This is a genomic window from Mesorhizobium sp. L103C119B0, from assembly GCF_000502235.1.
Taxonomy (GTDB): domain Bacteria; phylum Pseudomonadota; class Alphaproteobacteria; order Rhizobiales; family Rhizobiaceae; genus Mesorhizobium.
In genome coordinates, this window is sequence record NZ_AYXE01000019.1 from 24889 (window position 1) to 46056 (window position 21168).

At 61.3% G+C, this 21168-nt stretch carries 17 protein-coding genes and 1 pseudogene; 7 read left to right on the forward strand and 11 right to left on the reverse strand.

The features are described from left to right. Positions 1-62 precede the first annotated feature (62 nt). The 8 genes and pseudogenes from X728_RS141655 to X728_RS141630 all read right to left on the reverse strand — a co-directional run bounded on the left by X728_RS141655 (position 63) and on the right by X728_RS141630 (position 8866). Positions 63-965, reverse strand: coding sequence for a hypothetical protein (locus tag X728_RS141655; protein WP_023832709.1), 903 nt, complete (start codon positions 963-965; stop codon positions 63-65). Continuing rightward, positions 962-2476 (reverse strand): hypothetical protein, encoded by a 1515-nt coding sequence (locus X728_RS141650; RefSeq protein ID WP_023832710.1) that lies wholly within the window; start codon positions 2474-2476, stop codon positions 962-964. Before X728_RS141650 ends, X728_RS141655 begins: the two co-directional genes overlap by 4 nt. Positions 2477-2667: 191 nt before the next feature. After that, positions 2668-3657, reverse strand: a complete 990-nt coding sequence (locus X728_RS141645) for a polyprenyl synthetase family protein (RefSeq protein ID WP_031195858.1) — start codon at positions 3655-3657, stop codon at positions 2668-2670. 146 nt (positions 3658-3803) lie between these two features. After that, positions 3804-5147: a cytochrome P450 gene (locus X728_RS141640; RefSeq protein ID WP_023832712.1), complete on the reverse strand. Its 1344-nt coding sequence runs from the start codon at positions 5145-5147 to the stop codon at positions 3804-3806. Beyond that, positions 5147-5989, reverse strand: a complete 843-nt coding sequence (locus X728_RS0136050) for an SDR family oxidoreductase (RefSeq protein WP_031195860.1) — start codon at positions 5987-5989, stop codon at positions 5147-5149. Before X728_RS0136050 ends, X728_RS141640 begins: the two co-directional genes overlap by 1 nt. A 168-nt stretch (positions 5990-6157) precedes the next feature. Next, positions 6158-6283, reverse strand: a pseudogene (locus X728_RS1000000172290) (ferredoxin); the annotation flags it as partial. A 1-nt stretch (position 6284) separates the two neighbouring features. Next, positions 6285-7574, reverse strand: coding sequence for a cytochrome P450 (locus tag X728_RS141635; RefSeq protein ID WP_031195861.1), 1290 nt, complete (start codon positions 7572-7574; stop codon positions 6285-6287). An 89-nt stretch (positions 7575-7663) separates the two neighbouring features. After that, positions 7664-8866 (reverse strand): cytochrome P450, encoded by a 1203-nt coding sequence (locus X728_RS141630; RefSeq protein ID WP_023832715.1) that lies wholly within the window; start codon positions 8864-8866, stop codon positions 7664-7666. Between the two features lie 1641 nt (positions 8867-10507). On the opposite strand from X728_RS141630, the gene X728_RS0136055 reads away from it, so the two are divergent. The 3 genes from X728_RS0136055 to X728_RS141625 all read left to right on the forward strand — a co-directional run bounded on the left by X728_RS0136055 (position 10508) and on the right by X728_RS141625 (position 13831). Then, entirely contained in the window at positions 10508-11041 is a 534-nt protein-coding gene (locus X728_RS0136055; RefSeq protein WP_023741921.1) for a peroxiredoxin, read from the forward strand. Positions 11042-11110: 69 nt separating this feature from the next. Continuing rightward, positions 11111-12547: an RNA polymerase factor sigma-54 gene (gene rpoN / locus X728_RS0136060; RefSeq protein ID WP_031195863.1), complete on the forward strand. Its 1437-nt coding sequence runs from the start codon at positions 11111-11113 to the stop codon at positions 12545-12547. A gap of 57 nt (positions 12548-12604) precedes the next feature. Then, positions 12605-13831 (forward strand): MFS transporter, encoded by a 1227-nt coding sequence (locus X728_RS141625; RefSeq protein ID WP_031195864.1) that lies wholly within the window; start codon positions 12605-12607, stop codon positions 13829-13831. 514 nt (positions 13832-14345) lie between these two features. Here the strand turns inward: X728_RS141625 and X728_RS1000000170535 are convergent. After that, the gene (locus X728_RS1000000170535; protein WP_155924029.1) at positions 14346-14729 is read right to left on the reverse strand and encodes a hypothetical protein; all 384 of its coding nucleotides are present in this window, start codon (positions 14727-14729) and stop codon (positions 14346-14348) included. Between the two features lie 67 nt (positions 14730-14796). Between X728_RS1000000170535 and X728_RS141620 the strand changes: the two genes are divergently transcribed. Then, positions 14797-16149 (forward strand): hypothetical protein, encoded by a 1353-nt coding sequence (locus X728_RS141620; protein WP_023832721.1) that lies wholly within the window; start codon positions 14797-14799, stop codon positions 16147-16149. 105 nt (positions 16150-16254) lie between these two features. On the opposite strand, the gene X728_RS141615 is transcribed toward X728_RS141620, so the two are convergent. Further along, complete coding sequence (locus tag X728_RS141615) at positions 16255-16965, reverse strand: hypothetical protein (RefSeq protein WP_023827185.1); 711 nt, start codon at positions 16963-16965, stop codon at positions 16255-16257. A gap of 12 nt (positions 16966-16977) precedes the next feature. Further along, positions 16978-17451 (reverse strand): hypothetical protein, encoded by a 474-nt coding sequence (locus tag X728_RS141610; protein ID WP_023724567.1) that lies wholly within the window; start codon positions 17449-17451, stop codon positions 16978-16980. Positions 17452-17779: 328 nt separating this feature from the next. On the opposite strand from X728_RS141610, the gene X728_RS141605 reads away from it, so the two are divergent. Genes X728_RS141605 through X728_RS1000000167945 form a run of 3 tightly spaced genes read left to right on the forward strand, consistent with a single transcriptional unit; the run spans position 17780 to position 21080 of the window. Beyond that, entirely contained in the window at positions 17780-18961 is a 1182-nt protein-coding gene (locus tag X728_RS141605; RefSeq protein WP_023832722.1) for a cyclic GMP-AMP synthase DncV-like nucleotidyltransferase, read from the forward strand. Continuing rightward, complete coding sequence (locus X728_RS141600; protein ID WP_023832723.1) at positions 18961-20619, forward strand: ThiF family adenylyltransferase; 1659 nt, start codon at positions 18961-18963, stop codon at positions 20617-20619. Before X728_RS141605 ends, X728_RS141600 begins: the two co-directional genes overlap by 1 nt. Further along, positions 20616-21080, forward strand: a complete 465-nt coding sequence (locus tag X728_RS1000000167945) for a Mov34/MPN/PAD-1 family protein (RefSeq protein WP_050589962.1) — start codon at positions 20616-20618, stop codon at positions 21078-21080. The genes X728_RS141600 and X728_RS1000000167945 overlap by 4 nt, the downstream gene beginning before the upstream one ends. Positions 21081-21168: the final 88 nt, after the last annotated feature.

Sequence of the window (21168 nt, forward strand, 5' to 3'; positions counted from 1 at the left end):
GCGACGGCGTTGCGTCGGATCGGACCGACGGCAGCGCGCGCACGCCGGCGTTTCCCGCGCGTTCAGGCCGGCGCACGCTCGCCTCCCCCCGCAGCGTCGCTGCGGTAGCGGCTGGTTGAGGTCTGGTAGTACTGCGCGCGGATGGCCGCCATGGCTTCGATCAACGGTCCCCACGGCGGTGGAAAGGGTTCTTGCGCCATCACCCGGTGCAGCATGCGCGTATGGCCGGCCAGCTCGTCGTTGAGGAACTCCACCACAGGCATAGCCGGATAGCGCTGCAGCAGCAGGATCGCCGCGTTAGCTCCCTCGCCGGCCGACTTATCCTTTTCGCGTCCATGCAGATCGTTCTGCAAGCGCCCTATCGCGGAGATGAGCCGCAGGACCTGGCGAAACGCCGGATGCGCGCGCAAGCTCGCCATGTCCAGCCCCCACAGCAAGGACAGGCAACAGAACACGTTCGTGTAGGCGATCGAATCCACGCCGTTCTGCAAGTACTCGGCGTAGGACCAGCGCTCTGCCCCTGCCGCCTGCGCGTGTCCGGCACGCAGCGCCGCGCAGTAGCACCGGGTATGGTAGAGAAGCTGAGCATAGTCGCGACGATCGTAGGCGAGCGCGGCGAGCGAAGCGCGCAGCACAGCACAGCCCTCGAATCCGGGGAGCGCGCACGGCACGCCTTGCCCCAGCGCCTGCTCCACCGCGGCGAGCTGCTCCGGCGCGATCAGGTCAAGGTCGTTGCAATCGTCGAGCCAGAACAGCAGCGCCAGTTCTCGATAGAACGCCACGATCAGCGTCTCGTCCAGCGGATCGCGGCCTGTGCGGGCGCTGGTGTCGCGCAGGCTCGGGTGGATGCGCTGCAGGATGTACTGGCCGCCCCTGACTGCTTCCAGGCCATACTCGTCGGTGAACCCAGTCAGGGAACGCCCCCATTCCAGCACCTGCTGCAGCGCGCGATCGGTCGGGATCATGGCCCGGCTCCTGCTCCCTCGGCCGAGACGCGCCGCCCCCAACGAAGCGCCAGCCACAACCCGGCGAGTTCGGCCACGCGCACCACCCGCGTGGGGCAATACAGTTCCTTGCCGATCCACAGCGGCGTCTGGGGCAATACATGCGCCGCGTGGCGAGCGAGCATCCACTTCAGCGCACCCGCCACCGCCTGCGCGATGCGCCGACGCCCTGCCGGCTCTTCGCTCCCGTCCATCACGTGCAACGCGAACAGCGCATAGGCGGTTTCCTCGAATGAGGACGCGCGACCGGCGCCCCAGCCGCCATCGTCGCGCTGCGCCTGCAGCAGCGCTGCCAGCGCGCGCTCGTCGCGCCACTGGGGCTTGCCTTGCGCCAGCGCAGCGACCGCATGCGCGGTTGGATACAGCCAGGAAACGTGCCATTTTTCGTTGTCCCATAGACCGTGCGGGTTGCGATTGGCCTCGACGTAGGCGCTGGTGCCGGCGGCGGGCTTTCCCAAAATTCGCAACGCATGCAGGGCATGGATGTTGGTCGACACCGAGGCATTGCGCTCGCCGGGGAAGGTGACGAAGAGCTCGCCGGTTGCGAAATGGCGCAACGCGTCGACCGCCGGGTCGCGGCCTGCAAGGCGAAGGACGCACAACGCAACGGCGGTGTCGTCCGCATCGGCCGCGAAGTGCAAGGCCGGGCCCAGACCGCGCGCTCCGAGGCGGGCGTCGAGCTGCGCGATGATCACTTGCACCGCCTCGGCGAAAGCGGGATGCGCGAACAGACCGGCCAGATGCAAGGTGTACAGCGACCAGCATGGCTCGAACACATTGATCGGCCAGACGTTGGGAACGACACCTTCGATGCCGCTGCGCGTCGCCCGCGATGCCGCCTGCAGATACCCGTCGGCGCGCCCGACCTGCGGCGTGTTCCCCTGTGTCACGGCGTGGGCACGCCAGGCGGCGGTGGCCGCTGGACTGATGCCGATGCTGCCGTCGTCGTCCGGGCATGCGGTGGCTGGCGACGTCCCCCAGGCTTCCCAGGAGTGCAGCAACGGATGGCCGCTCGGCAACGTCGCCACAGCCCCCAGCTTGACCAGGCGTGCTTGCCGCAACGGCAACAGCGCCGGGTGGCGCGGAAACGCCAAGCCGCCCAGCAACGATGCGGCCTCGTCGCACAACTGTGGCAGGATCAGCTCCGCGCCGATGGGCGCGTCTTCCGGCACCGAATGCGCGTAGGGATCGGGCTGGCGCTCGAGGAACCGGATTGCAGCCTGGGCTGCGTCGGCAGCGTCGGCAGCGTCGGCAGCGTCGAGAAGAGGATCGGCACGCCGCAATGCCAGCAACGCCGCCCACGTGGGCGCATGGCGAAACAGCGGGAAGTCCGCACTTCCCCATCCGCCATCGGCCTGTTGCTGCGCGATGAGCCACGTGTACGCGTCCTGCCGACCGGTGACGTTGCCGTGGAACTGCAGAGCTCGCGCCGTGTCGTAGATGGACGGGCCGACGCTGCCGCCGTCGCTCATCTCGTTCAGCAGGTGGCGCAATTCGGAAAGGATCTGTTCGGACAGCGGGGATGTTCCTTCTGCAGAGGGCTAACGAGAACAGAAACGGGCAGACGCCGCGCACGTCGCCGCCGACACGGACACAGTGCAGCATGCAGCGCCCGCCGGCCGATCGCACCAGCACAGGGGCGAGTCCTTACGGATGGGCGCGCTCATGCGTATGGCGCGGACAGATAGACGTTGGCCCGCTGCAGCATCTGAGCCAACCCTTCCGCACGCGGCCCCAGAGGGGCGATGGCCTCCCCGGCGTCGTGCAACAAATACAGCGCGAACTGGCGCGCTGCCTGCAGCCCCATGATTGACGCGCAGGTCGGCTTCTGCGCCGCCGCGTCCTTGCCGGGGGTCTTGCCAAGAGTCGCGGTATCCGCCGTCGCGTCGAGAATGTCGTCGGCCACCTGCAAGGCCAGGCCAAAACAGGCGGTGTAGCGATCGAGCGCACAGTACAGCGCAGCGTGCGCGGCATCCTCCGTGATGGAGTATAGCGCGCCCATGCGAACCGACGCGCGCACTAGCGCTCCGGTTTTCATCCGGTGCATCGCTAGGATCCTGTCCAGCCCGGCGTGCTTTCCGGCCAGGGACAGATCCATGGCCTGCCCGCCTGCGGCACCCTCGGCGGACACCGCCTGCGCCAGTTCGCGCACGAGCGCGATACGGTTGTCGCCCGGCGCATCCAGGCTCGCCAGCGTCAGGAAGGCGTGGGCCTGCAGCGCATCGCCGACCAGGATCGCAGTGGCTTCGCCGAACTTTACGTGCACGGTCGGAAGGCCGCGGCGAAGCACGTCGTCGTCCATCGCAGGCAGGTCGTCGTGGACCAGGGTACAGGCGTGCATCATCTCGATGGCGGCGCCAACGTCGTCGAGCATGTGCGCCGGCGTGCCCGCCAGTGCGCCGGCAGCCAGACAGAGCAAGGCGCGGGTGCGCTTCCCGCCATGCAAGGTGGCGTAGCGCATGGCCGCCATCAGCTCTGTCTTACCGTCGTCTTCGGCGCAGAGCAGACGCGCCAGCGCCTGTTCGACCCGCTTTGCGCCGTCCTGCATCCAGATCTGCGGGAGCAGCCCGCCAGATGCGCCGCGCGCCTGCGCGCCCAATCCGCCGGATGCGGAAACGCCGATTCGGTCGCGTGGAGTGGAACCGGTCTGCATGTTTTCATGTCCTTGTAGCTGAGACGGCCACGGCGAGCGCAAGCCGTCACGGTGTCGCCGGCGTCACACGAGCGCGTGCGCTGAGTGCAGCAATGCCGCGCCCCGCCGGCGCCGCTGCCTTGCCACACAGGGCATGCGATGCCAGCTCATGAAAAGCCTATTCGAATTTTCATTGACGGATGTGCGGTAGGGTAATAGCGCCGGCCTTTTTCGACCTCGCTCAGCAACTGCGGCCGCACCCCGGCCTTGTGCATGGTCAGCGCCAAGGCGATGCAGAACTGCACCATTTCCAGCCATACCAGGTGGTAGCCGATGCAGACGTGTGGGCCGGTACCGAACTGCAGCATGTCAACCGGCCTGATCGGCTCTGTGCGTAGCAGCCACCGCGCCAGGCGGAACTGATCAGGCGCCTCGTGCAGCAGCGCCGAGGTCGAGAAATGCAGCAGCGGGATGCATAGATGGGTGCCCGCGGGAATGCGCCGTTGGCCGAGTTGCAATTCCTGCAGCGCGCGACGCGGCAGGAGCGTGGTCGCCGGATGCAGACGCAGTGTCTCGCGGAACAGCGCCTCGGCGACCGGACACTGCGCCAGGTCTGCGTGCCGGGTCGGCACCGCGCCCACGCGTTGCGCCTCCTCGACCAGGGCGTCCCACAGCACAGGCTGCCGCGCCAGCTCGATCACAATCCAGGCCATCGTCGAGGCAGTGGTGTCGTGACCGGCAAGCAGCAGCAAGCGAATATTCGCGATCAGGACATCATCGGAGAGCGGACCGTCGCTGCGGTCGAAGGCGCTCACCATGTCGTTGATCAGCCCGGTGCGCGCGGCATGCGCGCGCGCATCGCGGACAAACCGGCGCAACTGCGCGTCGATCCAGTCGCGGGCGGCGCGGCCGCGCCGCAAAGGCAATCCGGGCAGGTCGACCGGTGGCGCGACGATCAATTGCAGCAATTGCCGGTACTTGCGATGCCATCCCGGCAGGTCCTGCGCGGGGATTCCCATGAGGCTGAAGATGAGCTTCAGCATGAGGTCGCCGGTTTCGCGCAGGATGGGTACCTCGCCGCGGGCGCGCCATGCCTGCACCCGCGCCTGGATCACGGGCGCGAACAGGTCGCCGATCCCGGCCTGGGTCAGTCCCTTGGGCAAGAACGCTGCCTTGATGGCATCGCGCGCCTGCCGGTGCGCGCCGCCGTCCAGGGCGACCAACGTTCCACCAAGCAATTCGGGCGCGATCTCTTCGATCAGCGCCGAGGACACGTCCTTGTGCTTGAGCAGTGAGAATGCGTCCGGATCCACGCAGGTCATCAGATGTCCGGCAGGGCCGAAATCCAGCCAGAAGTGGCTGCCCAGCGTCCGTTCTGCTCGCTGCAGCAGGCGCGGCAGGTCGCAGACAATGGCGGGAAGATGCCCGACCAGGGGGAAAGCGCCAGGCATGACCGGGATGTCGCACCGCAGCCGGTGCCGACGGTTGAGCGGGTTGAGCAGCATGTCCATCAGCAGCGCGCCGCCGCCGCCGATTCGGTGTCGCCTGCAGGGCGCGCGGCGCAGCTGTTGCCACCGTCGGCGTATGTCGGCACATGCGCCAGCATGCCGCCATCGATGCACACGACCTGGCCGGTGATGAACGCAGCATCGGCGGAGAGCAGGAACGCCACGAGCGCGGCCACGTCCTCGGGGCGGCCGACGCGCTGCAGGAGCTGGTGCCGGCGCAGATGCCGTTGCATGCACTCGTCCAGCTTGGCGAGGAGACGCTCGGTCATGATAAGACCCGGCGCAACCGCGTTGCAGCGAATCTGCGCATGACCGTACTGGGTGGCGAGCGAAGCCGAGAGCATGTTCATCGCCGCCTTCGACGCGCCGTAGGACGTCTGCGCCGTGTCACCGCTGAGCCCTTGGCACGACGACATGTTGACGATCGCGCCACCGCCACGGTCGATCATCCGTGGGATGGCCTGCCGGCAGCAGAGCAGCGTGCCGCGCAGATTGGTCGCCATGGTCTGGTCCCAGACTGCCAGGTCCAGGTCGAGGATCGCGCAGTCGCGCGGGGTCAGATGCATGGCGCTCGCATTGTTCACCAGCAGGTCGACCCCCCCGAAGTGCCGCTCCGCCGTCTCGAACAGCGCTGCCACCGCCTGCTCATCGGCGATATCCATGGCTATGGGCAGCGCGTGGCCTGCTTCGGCCGCGATCTGCGCGGTGCAGGCGATGGCCGCCGAGCCATCAATGTCGGCCACCACCACTCTGCCGCCCCCGCGCGCGATGGCGAGAGCGCATGCCTTGCCGATGCCGGCGCCGGCGCCGGTCACCACGGCCACCTTGCCTTCAAACCTTGCCATCGTGTCTCCTGAATTGCATTGGTCTTTCGCAGCATGCCGCTCGGCCTGCGCCGGAGAAGGCGCAGGGTCCGCGCTGGCGCGCTCGTCATGGCCAGCATCGCTTTCGATGACCCGAATGGCGGCGACCGGGCACTGGTTGGCCGCAAGCCGCACGGCGGCGTGCAGCGCCTGCGGGACCGTCGCCACGCACACTTCGGCCACCCCGTCCGGTTCGCGCTGGCGAAAGGCGCCCGGCAGCGTCAGCACGCACTGCCCGGTAGTTCCGCACAGATCCTGATCGACCACGACGCGCATCTCAGCCCTCCTGCCGATGCAGCCGCACCGGCAGCGCGCGGAACGTCCTAAGGAACGCGGAGGGCTCCCAGGTCGGCTGCTCGGCCAATGCCAGCGTGGGGAAGCGCGCCTGGATCCGCGGCAGGCTCTCGGCCAACTGCACCCGGGCCAGTTGCGCACCAAGGCAGAAGTGGATGCCGTGGCCGAAGGCCAGCATGATCTTCCCGTCGATCGATATGCCAGGACTGGTGCCGTAGAACCGCACGGGATCGAAGCGGTCCGGATCGGCGAAGGCGTCCGGGTCACGATTGCCGGCCGCGATCAGAACGCGCACGTCCGCGTTCTTCGGGATCACCACGCCGCCCAGTTCGATGTCGCGCTGGGCGATACGCGGAATGGAGCTGAACATGGCGGGCGCGTCGTAGCGCAGGGCTTCTTCGACGAATGCCTTTACCCCCATGGCATCTCCTTTCAGCCAGTGCCGCTGTTCGGGATACGCCAGCATCGCCAGGACAGCATGGCCGATGGCCGCGGCAGTGGTGGCGAAGCCGCCCAGCAACATGCCCCAGAGCATGCTGATCAATTCCGTATCCGACAGCATCTCGGCATCGCCGTCGTGTGCGCCGACCAGCATTGACACGATGTCGTGGCTGGAATCGGAGCGCTTGCGCTGTATTAGGTCGCCGAAGTACGCCTGAACCCTGGCGCTGGCCGAGTCCGCCGCGGCGAGCTGGGGATCGCTGGCGTGCGGGCTCAGGCCTTCCAGAATGGCGCTGATGCCGGTGACGAGCCCGAGAATGTCGTCCGGGGGCATGCCGAACAGTTCGCCGAAAACCAGCATGGGCAAGGCCAGCGCGAATTCCTGATGCAGGTCCACTGCCTCCCCGCGCTCCAGTGCGGGCGCCATGCCGTCCAGGCGCGCTGCGACAATGCGAGCGATGGCCGGCCTCAGCTTGTCGATCTGGCCGATGGTGAAATCGCGCGAGATCAGCCGGCGCAGACGCGTATGCGTTGGAGGTTCCTTCATCGCCAAAGTGGACGCCAGCAGACTTAGCGACAGGCTGGTCGCCGCACGCGGGAAATAGCGCGCCAGTTCGCCTGGTGCCGGCCCCCGAAAAGCATCGCCAGTGGCTTTAAGCGCCCAGTAGATGTCGGCGTGGCGGCTCAACAGAAAGAGGCCCGACGCCGCGCGATGTACCGGATCGTGCTCGCGCAACCACCGCATGAATGGGTACGGGTCCTGAATGCACGCTGGCGACGCGAGTTCGGCGAAGGCGTCCCGGCATGCTGCCGTGGTTTCTTGCACGTCCATTGGTCACCTGTTGGTTGGCTGATCTGATCGGCGCGCGGCAGGGGCGCCGGCAATTCGAGGACATCGCGATTCCTCGTGGCGTCCGCGCATCACCAGAGCACCGGGAACTCCACGAACCCGCCAGTGATGATCTCCTTGCGCAACTCCAGTTCTTCGGGCGCCACCGCCAGGCGCAGCGCGGGAAAGCACTGGAAGATCGAACCGAACACCGCTTTTAGTTCCAGCCTGGCCAGCGCCAAGCCGATGCAGCTGTGCGGCCCGTAGGAGAACGCCAGGTGCGGGTTTTCGTCACGTCCGATGTCGAAGATTTCCGGGTCGTCGAAATGGCGCGGATCGAACGACGTCGCCGGCAGGCCGACCAGCACCTTGCTCTCTGCGGGAACATGCACGCCCGCGATGGTCACGTCGGTCCTCGGATAGCGCATGATGCCGTCCCAGCCGGCGCCCGGCGGGTACATGCGCAGGATTTCCTCCACGGCCTTGTCCACCAGGGATGGATCGCCCACCAGGCGTTCGCGCTGTTGCGGATGGCGGAACATGGCCAGCAGGCCAAATTCGATCTGTGCCACGGTGCTCTCGTGCCCCGCCACCAGCATGCCTGCCGCCAGGCCGATCGCCTCTTCCTCGGTCGCCTTGCCCTGGTCGACCGCCGCGAGCAGATCCGTCAGCACGTTGTCGCCCGGATCCTGGCGCTTGTCCCGCATCTTGCCGCGAATGTAGGCGCGGAGTTCTTCCCAGGCCAAGCGCGACGCGCTTCGCGGGCCGCTTTCATGCTGGTGCGTCATCACCTCGTCGGACAGCCCTGCAAAAAAGGCGTGATCCTCGTAGAGCACGCCCATCAGCGCGCCAATGACCATCGCAGGAAGCGGAAAGGAGAGGTGGCGCCGCAGATCGGCGGGCTGGGGCTGGGCCGCCAGCGTCTCGAACAACTGCGCGGCGATCGCCTCCACCTGCTGCGCGAGCTGCTTCACCCTGCCGTTGCTGAAGGCCGGCGCCACGATCGTGCGTAGCCGCGTATGCTCGCCCCCCTCGTGCGAGACCAGCCATCCTGGCGAACCGAGAATCACCGAATCCGGGGTGAATGCCGCCGGCGGCATTCCCGCGGGCCGGAACGCCGCGTCGATCAACACCGCCTTGGCCTCGTCATAGCCTGTGACCCACCAGCCTTCGTGCCCGGACGGGAAGCGCACGTGGTGGATCGGACCATTGGTGCGTAGCGCCAACATCTCGGGCGATGGCTCAATGTGATCGAGGCGCCACATCGGCAGCGTCGGCAAGGGTTGTTCGGACATGGTGGCACTTCACTCAATAGCGAGGGCGGAAGGTGACCGGCGAGCGCTGCGGCAGCGAAGACCTAAGACGGCATATAGATGACGTCCTCCGAAGGCAGACCGATTATCAAGAACGGCTAACGCGTAGGCACATCGCGCGGCGAGATGCGGAACGTTATCTTGCACCTTCTAGGTCAGGAAAAAGTCGGCGCGGTGGGCATTTGAGCCGCCGCCGGCCAAGCTTTCCTGCGCAAGGGTCGACAAGGGCGGCGAGCTGTTGGGTAAGGGCGGTTTCGCCGAGCACACCATGCCCATAGACGCTATCCGACGCGGATTTGACATTTTGCTTTTCTTTCTTCGTTCCATTCGTGCCATCCACGAAATGAAAGTCGGTCGGCGGCTCCCGGCCCGCAACGAAGAGGCTTCAAAACTCGTGCCAAGTTGGCCGACCGAAGAAAAAAATCTGTGATGCTTTTAGGGGCTTAGCCTGAGGCCAGAGAAGAGCTAGGCGAAATAGGCCGGTGTCGCGGACCAACAAAGGCGACCGAACAGTGTCGGACAGAACGCCTCGGCGACCTTTAGGTCGGGCTTGCGACATTCTGGTCCAGTTTCGAACATAAGAGGGCAGCAAACAGACACGATTGGGGAATTCGATCCTCACGGGGCCAAGGCGCTTGCCCAAGAGCGTGCGCTCATGTTGCCGCGAAAGGCGCGTGTTCGCGGTGCCTGCGCACCCATGAATGCTAGCGGCACACGCTACGCAATGACTGGAGTGCCCGCCAGCCTCAGGTAGTGCATCGGCTCGGCTTCCGGTCTTCTTTGCCCAGCCGGGGCCGAAGCGCCGAATATCCGCACCACACAGCATCGTTGTTGCCTGTGTGACGAGGCGGTTAAAGCGCGCGCCCGATCTTCCAAGACACGGCCTCCGAGAAGGAGGGGCGGTCCAACGGCACCTCTATTCCAAATGGCACGCCGCTTGCTGCTCCTGGTTAGAGCACCATCAAATCACGATGAAAGCGACTTGTGCCATGCCCGATACGCGAAGCTCTAGACCGTGGCCTGAGGAGACGGTGCCCCTTGCAGCTGAACATCGGGGCATCGTCTCCTCCGGAAGTCCGTTCTGGATGGCCGCTTTGCGCATGGCTGGTCCGATGCCGGCACGCCAACACGGGCAGCGCGCGCAAATGCGGTTTGCCGGTTCTGTTCAGCATGTGAGTGCCGAAAAGCCTTGTCAAAGGGTCGTCACCCAAGCCAAAGCCGGCGGGTCACTGCCACATATCGACAACATGCTGAACCAGTCCAGTGACGCGGAATCCAGTGAAGCGGGTCTGTTGCGTGAAGTGACATTTCAGGCCCCCACATGCTTTGCGATATTGGCTCCTTCCGGCCGCTATCCCTTTTCCAAACGCACTATCGCTAGTGACCGATCCCGCTTCCGGCGCCATAGCCGTGGAAAGCAACCGGCTCGACGGTGTCCAGCTCGCTCAGATCGATTGCGTTCGGGTGGCCAAGACCAACCGCCAAGACGTTCCCATACGTCGGGAGGGAAAAAAGGAGGTTGCGAGCCGCGAGGCCCTCATCCGTGCCGGGGATACGAGCCATTGCCCGGTATTGCGCCAGCCTCTGCCAGAATTCAGCGCAGTCTTCTTCAGGAGCAACTTGATGACAGTTCGAAACAAAGTTCCCTTCGTCACCTTTCTCACGCGTGTTCACGATAAGTCAGTCCAGGGGCCAAATCCATATCGCTGGCAAGAAAAAACATCTGACGACTACTTTGCCGGCAAGCGGGTCATCCTGTTCTCGCTGCCTGGCGCCTTCACCCCGACCTGCTCGACCTACCAATTGCCCAAGTTCGAAGAGCTCTATGATGAGTTTGCGAAGCAGGGAATTGACGCGATTTACTGCCTCTCAGTCAACGATGCCTTTGTCATGAATGCGTGGGGGAAGTCCTTGGGCCTGAAGCAGGTCCAGCTCATCCCCGATGGCTCAGGCGAGTTCACACGCAAGATGGGCATGCTGGTTGCCAAGGACAATCTCGGATTCGGGATGCGCTCATGGCGCTACGCCGCCCTGATCAACAATGGCGTGGTGGAGCACTGGTTCGAGGAGGAAGGTTTCTCCGACAACTGCGAGGCCGACCCGTATGGCGTCTCATCCCCGCAAAACGTTCTCGAAACGATGAAAGCCGCCGCATGACCTAGAAAACGTCTCACTGGCGCCATTGCAGGCCCCAAGAGGCTCCTCGACGGGATTATCGCACACACCATGCAATCTTCAGCAAGCCTGTTTCAGCGCCAGAAGCAATCCATCGTCGCATCGCCTCAACTCATTGAGTCGATTCGCTTGCTGCAACTGGCGCATACCGAACTGCATCAGTTCGTGGAGGGGGAAATCGAGAAGAACCCGCTCTTGGAATCTGCGTCAAACGATGGCGGGCCTTTTGACGATGCTTCGATTTCGGGAGCGGATCAGCCTGTCGGCTTTGGGGCAAACGCCGTTGAAGGTCCGACCGGGGCAGGGTCGCCTGAACGGCTCGGGCAATGGAAATCACTTCGCAACACGACCAACAACCCGCCGGGCAATGGCCCTTCCCTCGACGAGTTTGCCACACTCGCCGAAACATTGCACGACCATGTCGCTCGTCAGATCGCCCTCACTGCGTTCACACCACAGGAGCGGCTGATCGCTGGCCAGCTTGCCGCCGATCTGGAAGACACTGGCTACCTTCGGGCAAACCTTTTGGAGCTGGCCGAGAGCCTAAATGTCCATGAGGCTGTTGTGGAACGGGTTCTCGGAACCTTGCAACAATTTGATCCACCGGGAGTTTTTGCGCGAAGTCTCAGAGAATGCCTCGAGATTCAGTTGCGCCAGCGAAACCGGCTCGACCCGGCAATGGCAGCTTTGGTTGCCCATCTTGAAATGCTTGCGCGACGCGATTTTGAGGCGCTGAAGCAGCATTGCGGCGTCGATGAAGAAGACCTTCTCGACATGATGCATGAGGTTCGTGCGCTCGATCCAAAGCCTGGGAACAGATTCGAATCCGGTGCCTCTGAATCAATCATACCCGACGTCTGGGTCACACCCTCGCCGCAAGGCGGGTGGCAGATCGAACTTGATCCCGCCACGCTGCCGAAGCTGCTGATCAACCAAACCTACTATGCCGAAGTCACGCGTCAGACTGCCCAAAATTCGAAAGATCAAGCATTTCTCGAAGAATGCTTGCAAAACGCGAACTGGCTAATCCGCAGCCTCGATCAGCGCGCCAAGACGATTGTTAAGGTTGCGGCTGAAATCGTGCGTCAGCAGGAGGCCTTTTTGGAACATGGCGTCGCCCACCTGCGGCCTCTCAATCTTAGAACCGTCGCTGACGCGATCGGCGTGCACGAGTCGACGGTAAGCCGGGTGACCTCGAACAAGTACATGCTTACCCCGCGCGGAGTTTTTGAACTGAAGTATTTTTTCACCGTCGCGATCGCGTCCTGCCAAGGCGGCGATGCGCACTCCGCCGAAGCTGTCCGGCATCGGATCAAAGCGATCATTGCCGCAGAATCTCCCGGCGACGTGCTTTCCGATGAGGACATCGCTGTCCGGCTGAAGGAAACCGGCATCGATGTTGCGCGCCGCACCGTCACAAAATATCGCGAAGCAATGAACATCCCCTCCTCCGTGCAACGCCGCCGGGAAATGCGCTTGTGTTTTTAGATTTGGGTCAAGGCAGCCAACATCACGTTGCATTGCATCAAAGTGGAGACTTCGTTCATGACCCAATCCGCAGCAGGCGTCATGGACGCTGTTCTGCACGACCCAGAAAAGCCCGTCCCACCGTCTGGTCCCGCCTGGGGTGCAGTCATTTCGCTTTCCTTGGGCACATTCGGGCTGGTCACGGCAGAGTTTCTGCCTGTCAGCCTGCTCACGCCCCTCGCGCATGATCTCGGTATCAGCGAGGGAGNCGAGGGAGCGGCTGGACAGGCGATGACGGCGACAGCTATCGTCGGGGCGATCTCGGCGCCGACGGTGGCCATCATCACAAAGCGCCTGGACCGCAGGACCGTCATGTGGACCATGACGCTGCTGCTGATCCTGTCGGATGTTCTGGCGGCCGGCGCGTGGTCGCTGGCGGTTCTCCTGACTGCACGCGTCGTGCTCGGCATAGCGCTCGGAGGCTTCTGGTCAATGTCGGCAGCACTGGCGATGCGGCTCGTTCCAAGCCACCTCCTGCCGCGCGCTATGTCGATCATCCTTACCGGCGTTTCCGTAGCTACCGTCTGCGCAGCTCCAATCGGCGCTTATGTCGGCGATATCTGGGGATGGCGAAGCGCCTTCATGCTCGCCGCAGCCGGCGCCGCCGCTACACTGCTCGTGCAACTCATAACCATTCCGAGACTGCCTCCGATTGGAGTGGCTAGCTTCCGAAGCCTGCTGGATGTGGCCAAGATTCCGATGGTCAAAATTGCGCTTTTGGTCGTCCTGCTGGTCGCTTCCGGCCACTTCGCCGGAATCACCTATATCCGCGCCTTCCTCGAGAAGATTCCCGCGCTGGATGTCGAGACGATCTCGCTTGTGTTGCTGGCTTTTGGCATCAGCGGATTCTTCGGCAATCTGGCCGGCGGGCTTCTGGCCGAGTACAGTCTCAAGGCAGTCGCGGCCCTTGCACCGCTGCTCATAGCGATAGCCGCTGTTTCGCTACTGACGGCGGGAGCATCGGCCTTTGCCTCGGCGATTGCTGTTGCCGCGTGGGGGTTTGCCTTCGGCGCGGTGCCAGTGGGATTGCAGACGTGGATGGTAAGGAGGGCCGTTCCCGAGCAGGCCCAAAGCGCCGGTGTGCTGCTGGTCACAGTATTCCAAGTGGCAATCGCAGCCGGCGCGATTTTCGGCGGACTATTGGTGGAGAATGCGGGGATTACCAGCGCCATTGCCTACAGTGCTGTTGCCACGTTCGTCGCTGCCCTCATAGTGTTCCTGCTCGGCCCGAAGCGCGAAACCTAGACCGCCTGACAGGAGAGATCTCAGCAGCGCAGCGGGACGAGAGATGCGATGCACGGCGCGGCGCGATCCTCGGCTTGCATGGACCAGCGGAAGCGCCTCGCCGGCTTCACCTCCGGGCCATGGCGGCCTTCGCCGGCAGACACGTGAACCTGGCGGCACCGGTTTCCATTTGGCGACGGTGAGCGCTGCCGGCGCGATGAAACCCTTGCTGGCCGTCATATCCTTCACGACAAGCCGGCATTCTGGGCAAGCGACAGCTACGCGCCGGCCATGCCCGTCAGAACGCCGGTGACGATGCCGCTCGATAGCGCAGACAGGTCGCGAATTGCCAGTCGTGTCAACGGCGGCCGGATTATCATCGACCGCGCGTACCTTGTTTCGGCCGAAGACTATCGTTCGGCAGCTTGATGATTTTGACCACATAGCCTAGGAGCTATATATGACTTGGGAAGTCGTTTTTGGCGATGAGTTCGATGGGGAGTTCGAGGCCTTGCACCAGACAGTCCAAGATGAGCTATTGGCCTCGGCTAAGCTGCTCGGTGCGTTCGGGCCCCAGCTGGGGCGACCGCATGCGGATACCTTGAATGGCTCGTCGTTCGCGAACATGAAATAACTTCGCTTCGACGCTGATGATGGTGTCTGGCGGGTTGCGTTCGCATTCGACCGGAAGCGGATCATCAAGGAACGCCTGCTCTTGTTCGTCCCAAGGCGGATCGCGAACCACGGGAGCGTTGAACGGGTCCTTCCAGGTCGAGAAAAAATACAACTCGAGTCGGCGACTCTCGAATTCCGTGACCCGCAGCAGATGGTCCCCGATCTCTATGTCACCTCGGCGGACGAAAGCTGTTTGTAGAAATTGCGGTGACCCACCCTGCGGCGAAGAAAAGATTCGACGCATCCGCCAACACGGCGTTGCGGCGATAGAAATCGACCTTTCGCACATACCTAGGGATGCCGCGCTAGAGGTGGTTGCCGACGCCGTAATCCGCTCGGCCCCCAGGAAATGGCTGTTTAACGAGGCGATCGACCGCGCTGTTGTGGAGCTCCAAAAAGAAGCTACCGCAGCAATGGCGGCCGCTGCGAACAAACTGACGGCCGACGCTCGACAGAAAGCCCGCGCCTACAACATCGCTCTGGACTCAATGCCGGAACCTCTACCCATATCGACCATCGATGTCTTGCGTGGAATCGGCCTGGACGAACACATCGGGTTAGAGGTTGCCGGGTATGGCTGCTTCACCACGCATCCCAGCAACTGGCAAGCGATTGTTCTCGCCGATGTCCTGTACGGCAAAGGACTCGGAAAGAAGCTGCCAACAGCGATTTCAGCGACGAAGCACCTTGTAAGCAAGGGCCTTGTCCGCCCGGAATTCAGATGGATGAGCAACGACCTTGAGGCGGCCATCGAGGCGCTAGACAATCGCTTTGCTGCGCCATGGAAGGCTGTGGAATTCTATCTGAAATATCTTACCGGAGTCGGCGTCGCGCTGGATTGGACGCACGGTTTCGCAATTTCGCCGGCCGTGGCCTCGTCTTGGTTCGATCAAGTCATGGAAGAGATGAGCAGGTCTTCCGCCCGAACGGGGATCGAAGAAACGGTACGATGGCTTCTTGACCAGCTGCCTGACGAAGAACGCGGCGGTATGACGGTCGAGGATTGGCTGAACATGATCAACCCGGAGACAGCTGAACCGTACGCAGCCCTGCTGGCAAGCACGCGCACGATGCAACCAGTAGAAGCTGAGTTGCGCGCCATCGTTGGCCTTTGCAACGGCACTCGCACTGACGTACGTGAACTTTTGGGCCTTCCGATTGCAAACGAATGCGATCGTCGCCTGGCTGTTGTTGCCACGAAGGAGGCGGAGAAGAAGGCCAGAGCTGCCGTGCAAGCTGAGACAATCAAAATCAATCGGCAGAAAGAGCTTGCGGAGTACGCCGAAACGGTACTCAACGACCCGGGCTCATGGCTGAACGAGTCACATCCTGATCTTGACGGTCGCTCGCCTTCGGAGGCCGCCTATCATTTCTATCACGCCGCCGGGAAGGCGCGTGAAATCCTTTCCGCGATTGAACGCCGCCAACGGGCTGACCGTGACAACCTAGCCGAAGCAAATTTGTGGCGTCAGAAATTGCGGAAAGCGGTTGAACAGCGATTGAGCAAGGATGAGGCCGAAGCGTTCCTGAGCGACAGAGATGAGGATTACAATCGCTCGACAGCCACCATCTTCTGCCGAGACGAGGCAAGCTTTCGATCGGTCCTCCGTAAGCTAGAAATCTGGATCAACGCGTTCGTCTCTAGGCGCCACCACCCATTTTGAGATCTGCAGGCTTGTACAGCCCTTGAGACCAAGGGTTTGAGAAACAGGCCAGAAAGGGCTGGCGGACACACGCACCACCAGTCCGGCCTTAAGCTACGCGGATTTTTAGCCTAAGAACCGCGCGAAAAAGCCAGGTCTTGGCACGCGGCGCATGACAATAGTGCCGGCCGTACTCAATGCGGCTTCGGCCTTTCGGTTGGTCCAGTAGTGACCAGAGAGCTCGCCGGTCCTTGCGATGAACTCGACAATGCCGGCCCCGTAATGCTGTCTCACGTCAGTCGGTTCAAGACTGGTGTTATCCAACTGTTCATAGACGTAGCTCAGCTCTGGCCGATCTGGCTTTGCCCAGCGTGGACGAACGAAGCGAGTGCGGCTCACTTTTTTTGTTCCGTCCGGCGTAATTTCGATCGAAATGTCGAACAGGCTCGATTCTATCGTGACAGTCGCCTTGGTAACCAATTCATCGGCTTGTGTCAGTCCCGTGGCGAGAGCATCGAAGGAAGGAGCTTCGCGCTTAGCGGCCAAGTACAAGCGCTGCACCTTGGGCCAGTTGGACCGAATTTCCGCACGCCATTCCCCGTCAAGCCATGGAAACCACCAGTATTTCGCAAAAGTTATCCAGTGCAGAACGCGTAAAATTGGTCGGATACTAAGCAGCACGATTGCGCAACTGATGAATAGTGCAATTTTGGAAGTCCATTCAAAAAGATCTCGGGGACTTGCCGCATAGCCAAAATGGAGAATTCCCACGCAGAACGCCACGATTACCAGCACGAGCGTACTCAGAATCAGACTGCGACTCATTGCGAAGATCATTGCAAAGCCCCCTCACTCCCGGCCGCGATCGCGTGCAGCACGGTAGAACTCCTCTTTACCTCGATGGAACACGGCCAAGCCGAAGTCACGACTCGAAATGCCGGTGGCCAGCACCCCGGGGAGCGTCGATCCAAACAACGCGGCGAGATAACGCCCACCGAAGCGTTTCTTTCTGTCAATGCGTGCCGCAGGAACGATAGGTGGCGAAAAATATTGAGCAACCCTGGTCACTTCGAGGTTTGGCTTAAGAACATGAAAGCCATCATGAAGTTCATGCCAAGGATGCGAGATCGCCGCCAACGCTGTTGCAGTTTCGGCATCATCGGTGAGATTGCTTGTCGGGCGCAGCGAAATGATCGGCAAGTATTCAGGAGATTCCGCCACTATCAACCCAATTCCGGAGAAATCTGACCCTGCGCGAACGTCGACTTCCTCAAGAAGGCTCACCAGTTGCTTGATCAATTTTTTGGGTGCGGCCGACGTCATGGTGCTGAACTGCGCGCTTTTGGAATCGAATGCAAACCGTTACAACATTGTGTTTGTGCGAGCTGATCTGCCCAATTTTGGTTACCTGAAGCTGGGGTGGTCCAGAGGCGCATGGTAGAAATCCATTCGTCTTTCAGACCAAGCCTGTCCTGGCGCGCCATCCTGGACCCGATCGGATCTGAAAGTGGCGCAAGGTCTAGCACAAACAGTCAAAACGGCAAAAAATCAAGCCTTCGTCAGACTCCTGTACATATCGCGCCTATACTCCTTGAATCCCCTGCCTGCCTCGCCCATGTTGAGGTCAAAGTAAGAATGGGCCAGGTGGGGAATGACTCTAGCAAATGCGCACGCGCTTTTTTACGGCCTCAAAGCCGAGCCGAGCTATCTGGCGAACCTAGATGTAAGCGACGATGAACGCGCACAACTGATGGAAGCGCGCAGTGAAATTCGCGCGACATTGAAGGCCGCGGCATCACAAATCCAACTGACCGACAGCTACTGGCAGGATTCGTATCGTCAGAAAGTCAGCTGGCGGCAACGACCCGAAATCCAAGTCAAGTTCATGACCCAAGGCAGCTTCGCCTACCGGACGCTCAACGAGCCCGCGCAAAAGCCCAAGCAAGAAATCGACCTTGACGACGGCATGTACGTGCCCGTCCAGTTCATCGCCAACGGCGAACCCGCACTTGCCGCGAAAGGCTTGTTCGAGTTTGTGGATTCAGTGCTGATACCGCTTTGCGACGCGCGAGGCTGGGTCCGTGATACGACCAAAGCTTGTTGTGCAAGGGTGAAATTGTGGCCGGGTGCTCACATCGACATTCCGATCTATTCAATCCCACAGGACCGCTTCAATCAACTTCGTGAAAGTCTCGCAAAGGCGCATATAGCCGTAGCAACACGCGGTTCCGTTAAAGGTGGCTGGAAACTACCTTCAGATAAGATCATGTTGGCTCAACGAGACGGGAGTTGGGTTCAGTCCGACCCGCAGATGATACACGATTGGGTCGACGGCCGATCGGAGAGATACGGGCCGCCGTTTCGACGTCTTTGCCGTTTCTTCAAGGGCTGGCGCGACTACAGTTGGGAGAAGTCGGTGCTCTCCTCGATCTGCCTGATGCGTGCAATCGACATGGCTCTCTCGGAACTCCCGGGCCTTCCGAGAGGCGATCGCGACGATGAGTTGATACTGGACATTGCGAAGCGCCTGCCCGGTATATTCGACGGAACGATCGTCAACCCGGTTCTGTGGCATCTTTGCATCAATGACTGGAGCGACCAAGATCGCGACGAGATCGTAAGAGGCGCGGTCGCGCTTCGAGGTGAAATGGAAGCCGCCCTCGAACGCACGGGCGACGCAGAACAGGTTGTGCTGAAACTGCGGAACCGTTTCGGCACGCGCATTCCTTATCGGCCCGACGCGATTAAAATGGCGCCAAAAATTTCAGCGATCCAAAAGGCGGCGGCCGCGGTTGTCCCCGCACCGCGTATTATTGCTTCGACTTCGGGCTAATGAATTCAAGGGACGCACTGGCTATCGTCGATGCGACCTTGCGCAATGCCGGCTTCGCTCCTGCCGGTGTAGGGCCAGCCGATTATGACGGCCAGATAAGAGTGCATGGCAGGCCCGTCGATGTTTCCATATCGATCCCCGATATGCGCTTTGCAACTCGCCCTCGGATCACACTCAAAGATCGCACTCAAATTCCGGTCGAAACTCTCGCGCATATCGAAGAGGAGACCGGGATTTGCTATGCCTCCGGGGCTGGGCTTCCTTTAGATCTATATCAACCTGGCGAGGCGATTTTGCGAGTGCTCGAAGAAGCGAGCAGGACACTGGAGCTTTCCTACCGAGGGAAAGGCCCCGCCGAGTTGATAGACGAATACCAATCTTACTGGAAGTCAGACCTGACAGTGCGCTGCATGCTTCCGCGAGATGAGGTTGCAGATGGCAGGCGTGCAACTCTCTTTCTTGCCAAGCGTGAAGGCAAGGTGGAATTTCTATGCATCTCAAGTGAAGAGAAACTACGCGGCTACGAGTCAGCATTTCCCCGCGCAGTTGAGTTCTGGCGAACGGAAAAGCTCGTTGGGCCTATAGGTATCATGATGGCGCCGCGGACGCTCGCAGACCTCAAGAAGTGGCTGGTAGGACATCCTGATCTGCACCGCGATTGGCGAAGGCTTGTGCAGTTCCTATGTGCGGACAACTGTCTCTTTATCTCCGCGCCAAACGCTCTGCTTGGCATTTCCGTCAATTTTCCGCAAGACCTCAAGCATGCAGTGTCGAAAGGTAATATACGTCAACAGGCGCTGCTTGGTATCGCAGAAACGCTAGCCACCAAAATCACTCTGGACAGATATTCGGGTCAATGGTCGAGTCTGACTGACGTGACAAATCGAAACAATCAAAGCGAAAATACCCTGCAGCAAAAATCGGTAGCCCTCATTGGCTGCGGCACGATTGGTAGCAATCTTGCTCGCATGCTCGTCCAGATAGGCGCGGGCAGTTGCAAGCCTTTTAGCCTCTTCGACAACGAAGTTTTGGCCCAAGGCAACATCGGGAGACATTTGCTTGGCTTTACCGACATCGGAAAACCAAAAGCCTCAGCTGTCGCGGCCGAGCTAGAGCGGTTTCACCCGCAGGTGCATGTAGCTGCCTACGAGCAAGATGCGCTCGAACATTTGGACGTGCTGGCTCAACATGATCTGATAATCGATGCGACAGGTTCCTGGAACGTACAGTCGGCCATCAACGAATGGTATCTAGATAACTCCGCCATTCAGACTAGCGCACTTCTTCACTCTTGGGTGTTTATGAACGGCGCGGGCGTGCAGAGCTTTCTCAATTTAAGAGACGAGTTCAGTTGCTTCCGGTGTTTGAAGCCCGTCTTCGATGGACCTTGGCGCTTTCCGGTCGGAGACGAGAAGGACGAACTGAATTTGCAGCCTGCGACTTGTGGGGACGGCTCATTCATCCCCTTCACGATCGATGCTCCGATGATGGCAGCCAGTCTGACAACGCGTGCGGCGCTCGATTGGGCTAACGGCCATCCGGGTCCGCGGCTCAGGTCCGCTGTGGTCGATCTGCGCCGCGGGCGGGTGCAAGGACCACGTTTTCCGAGACCTTCTGAATTCTGCCCCGCATGTGCGTCGAGACGAACGTCAGCATGACGCAGGTACTTGTGCCGAAATCGGTCTTGGATAAAATTCGCGAACACGAAAATAACTGGCCGAGACTAAGCGAACGCGGCGGTCTTCTCCTCGGCTACCGCAAAAACGATGCAATTCAGATCGACAGCGCTACCTTCCCGGGGCGGTGGGACTATGCCACTCCAACCCTCTTCCGGAGATCTGAGCAAGGTCACAAGCTTCGGGCCGTTCGAGAGTGGGTGCGCTCGGGGCAGACGATCGATTGGGTTGGCGAATGGCATACACACCCAGGCGGAGTAGCCGAACCGTCCTTTGTCGATCGGCGCAGTTGGCGGCGCATCGCGGGTCATACAAAAAGACTGATGGCTTTTCTGATCTTCAACGACACTCAAATGTATGCTGGTTTGCAATCGCCGCACGTGAGTCGCGTTAAGAAGCTGACGCTCGACGAGGAAAACGACGTAGCGAAACTCTTTACCTAAACGTTTGGCGTAAAATCAACTTGCCGCTTGACCGCCAGGCTCCGCTACTTTGAAGCATGCGTTCTTCATTCGTCAGTTAGCTTGAAAG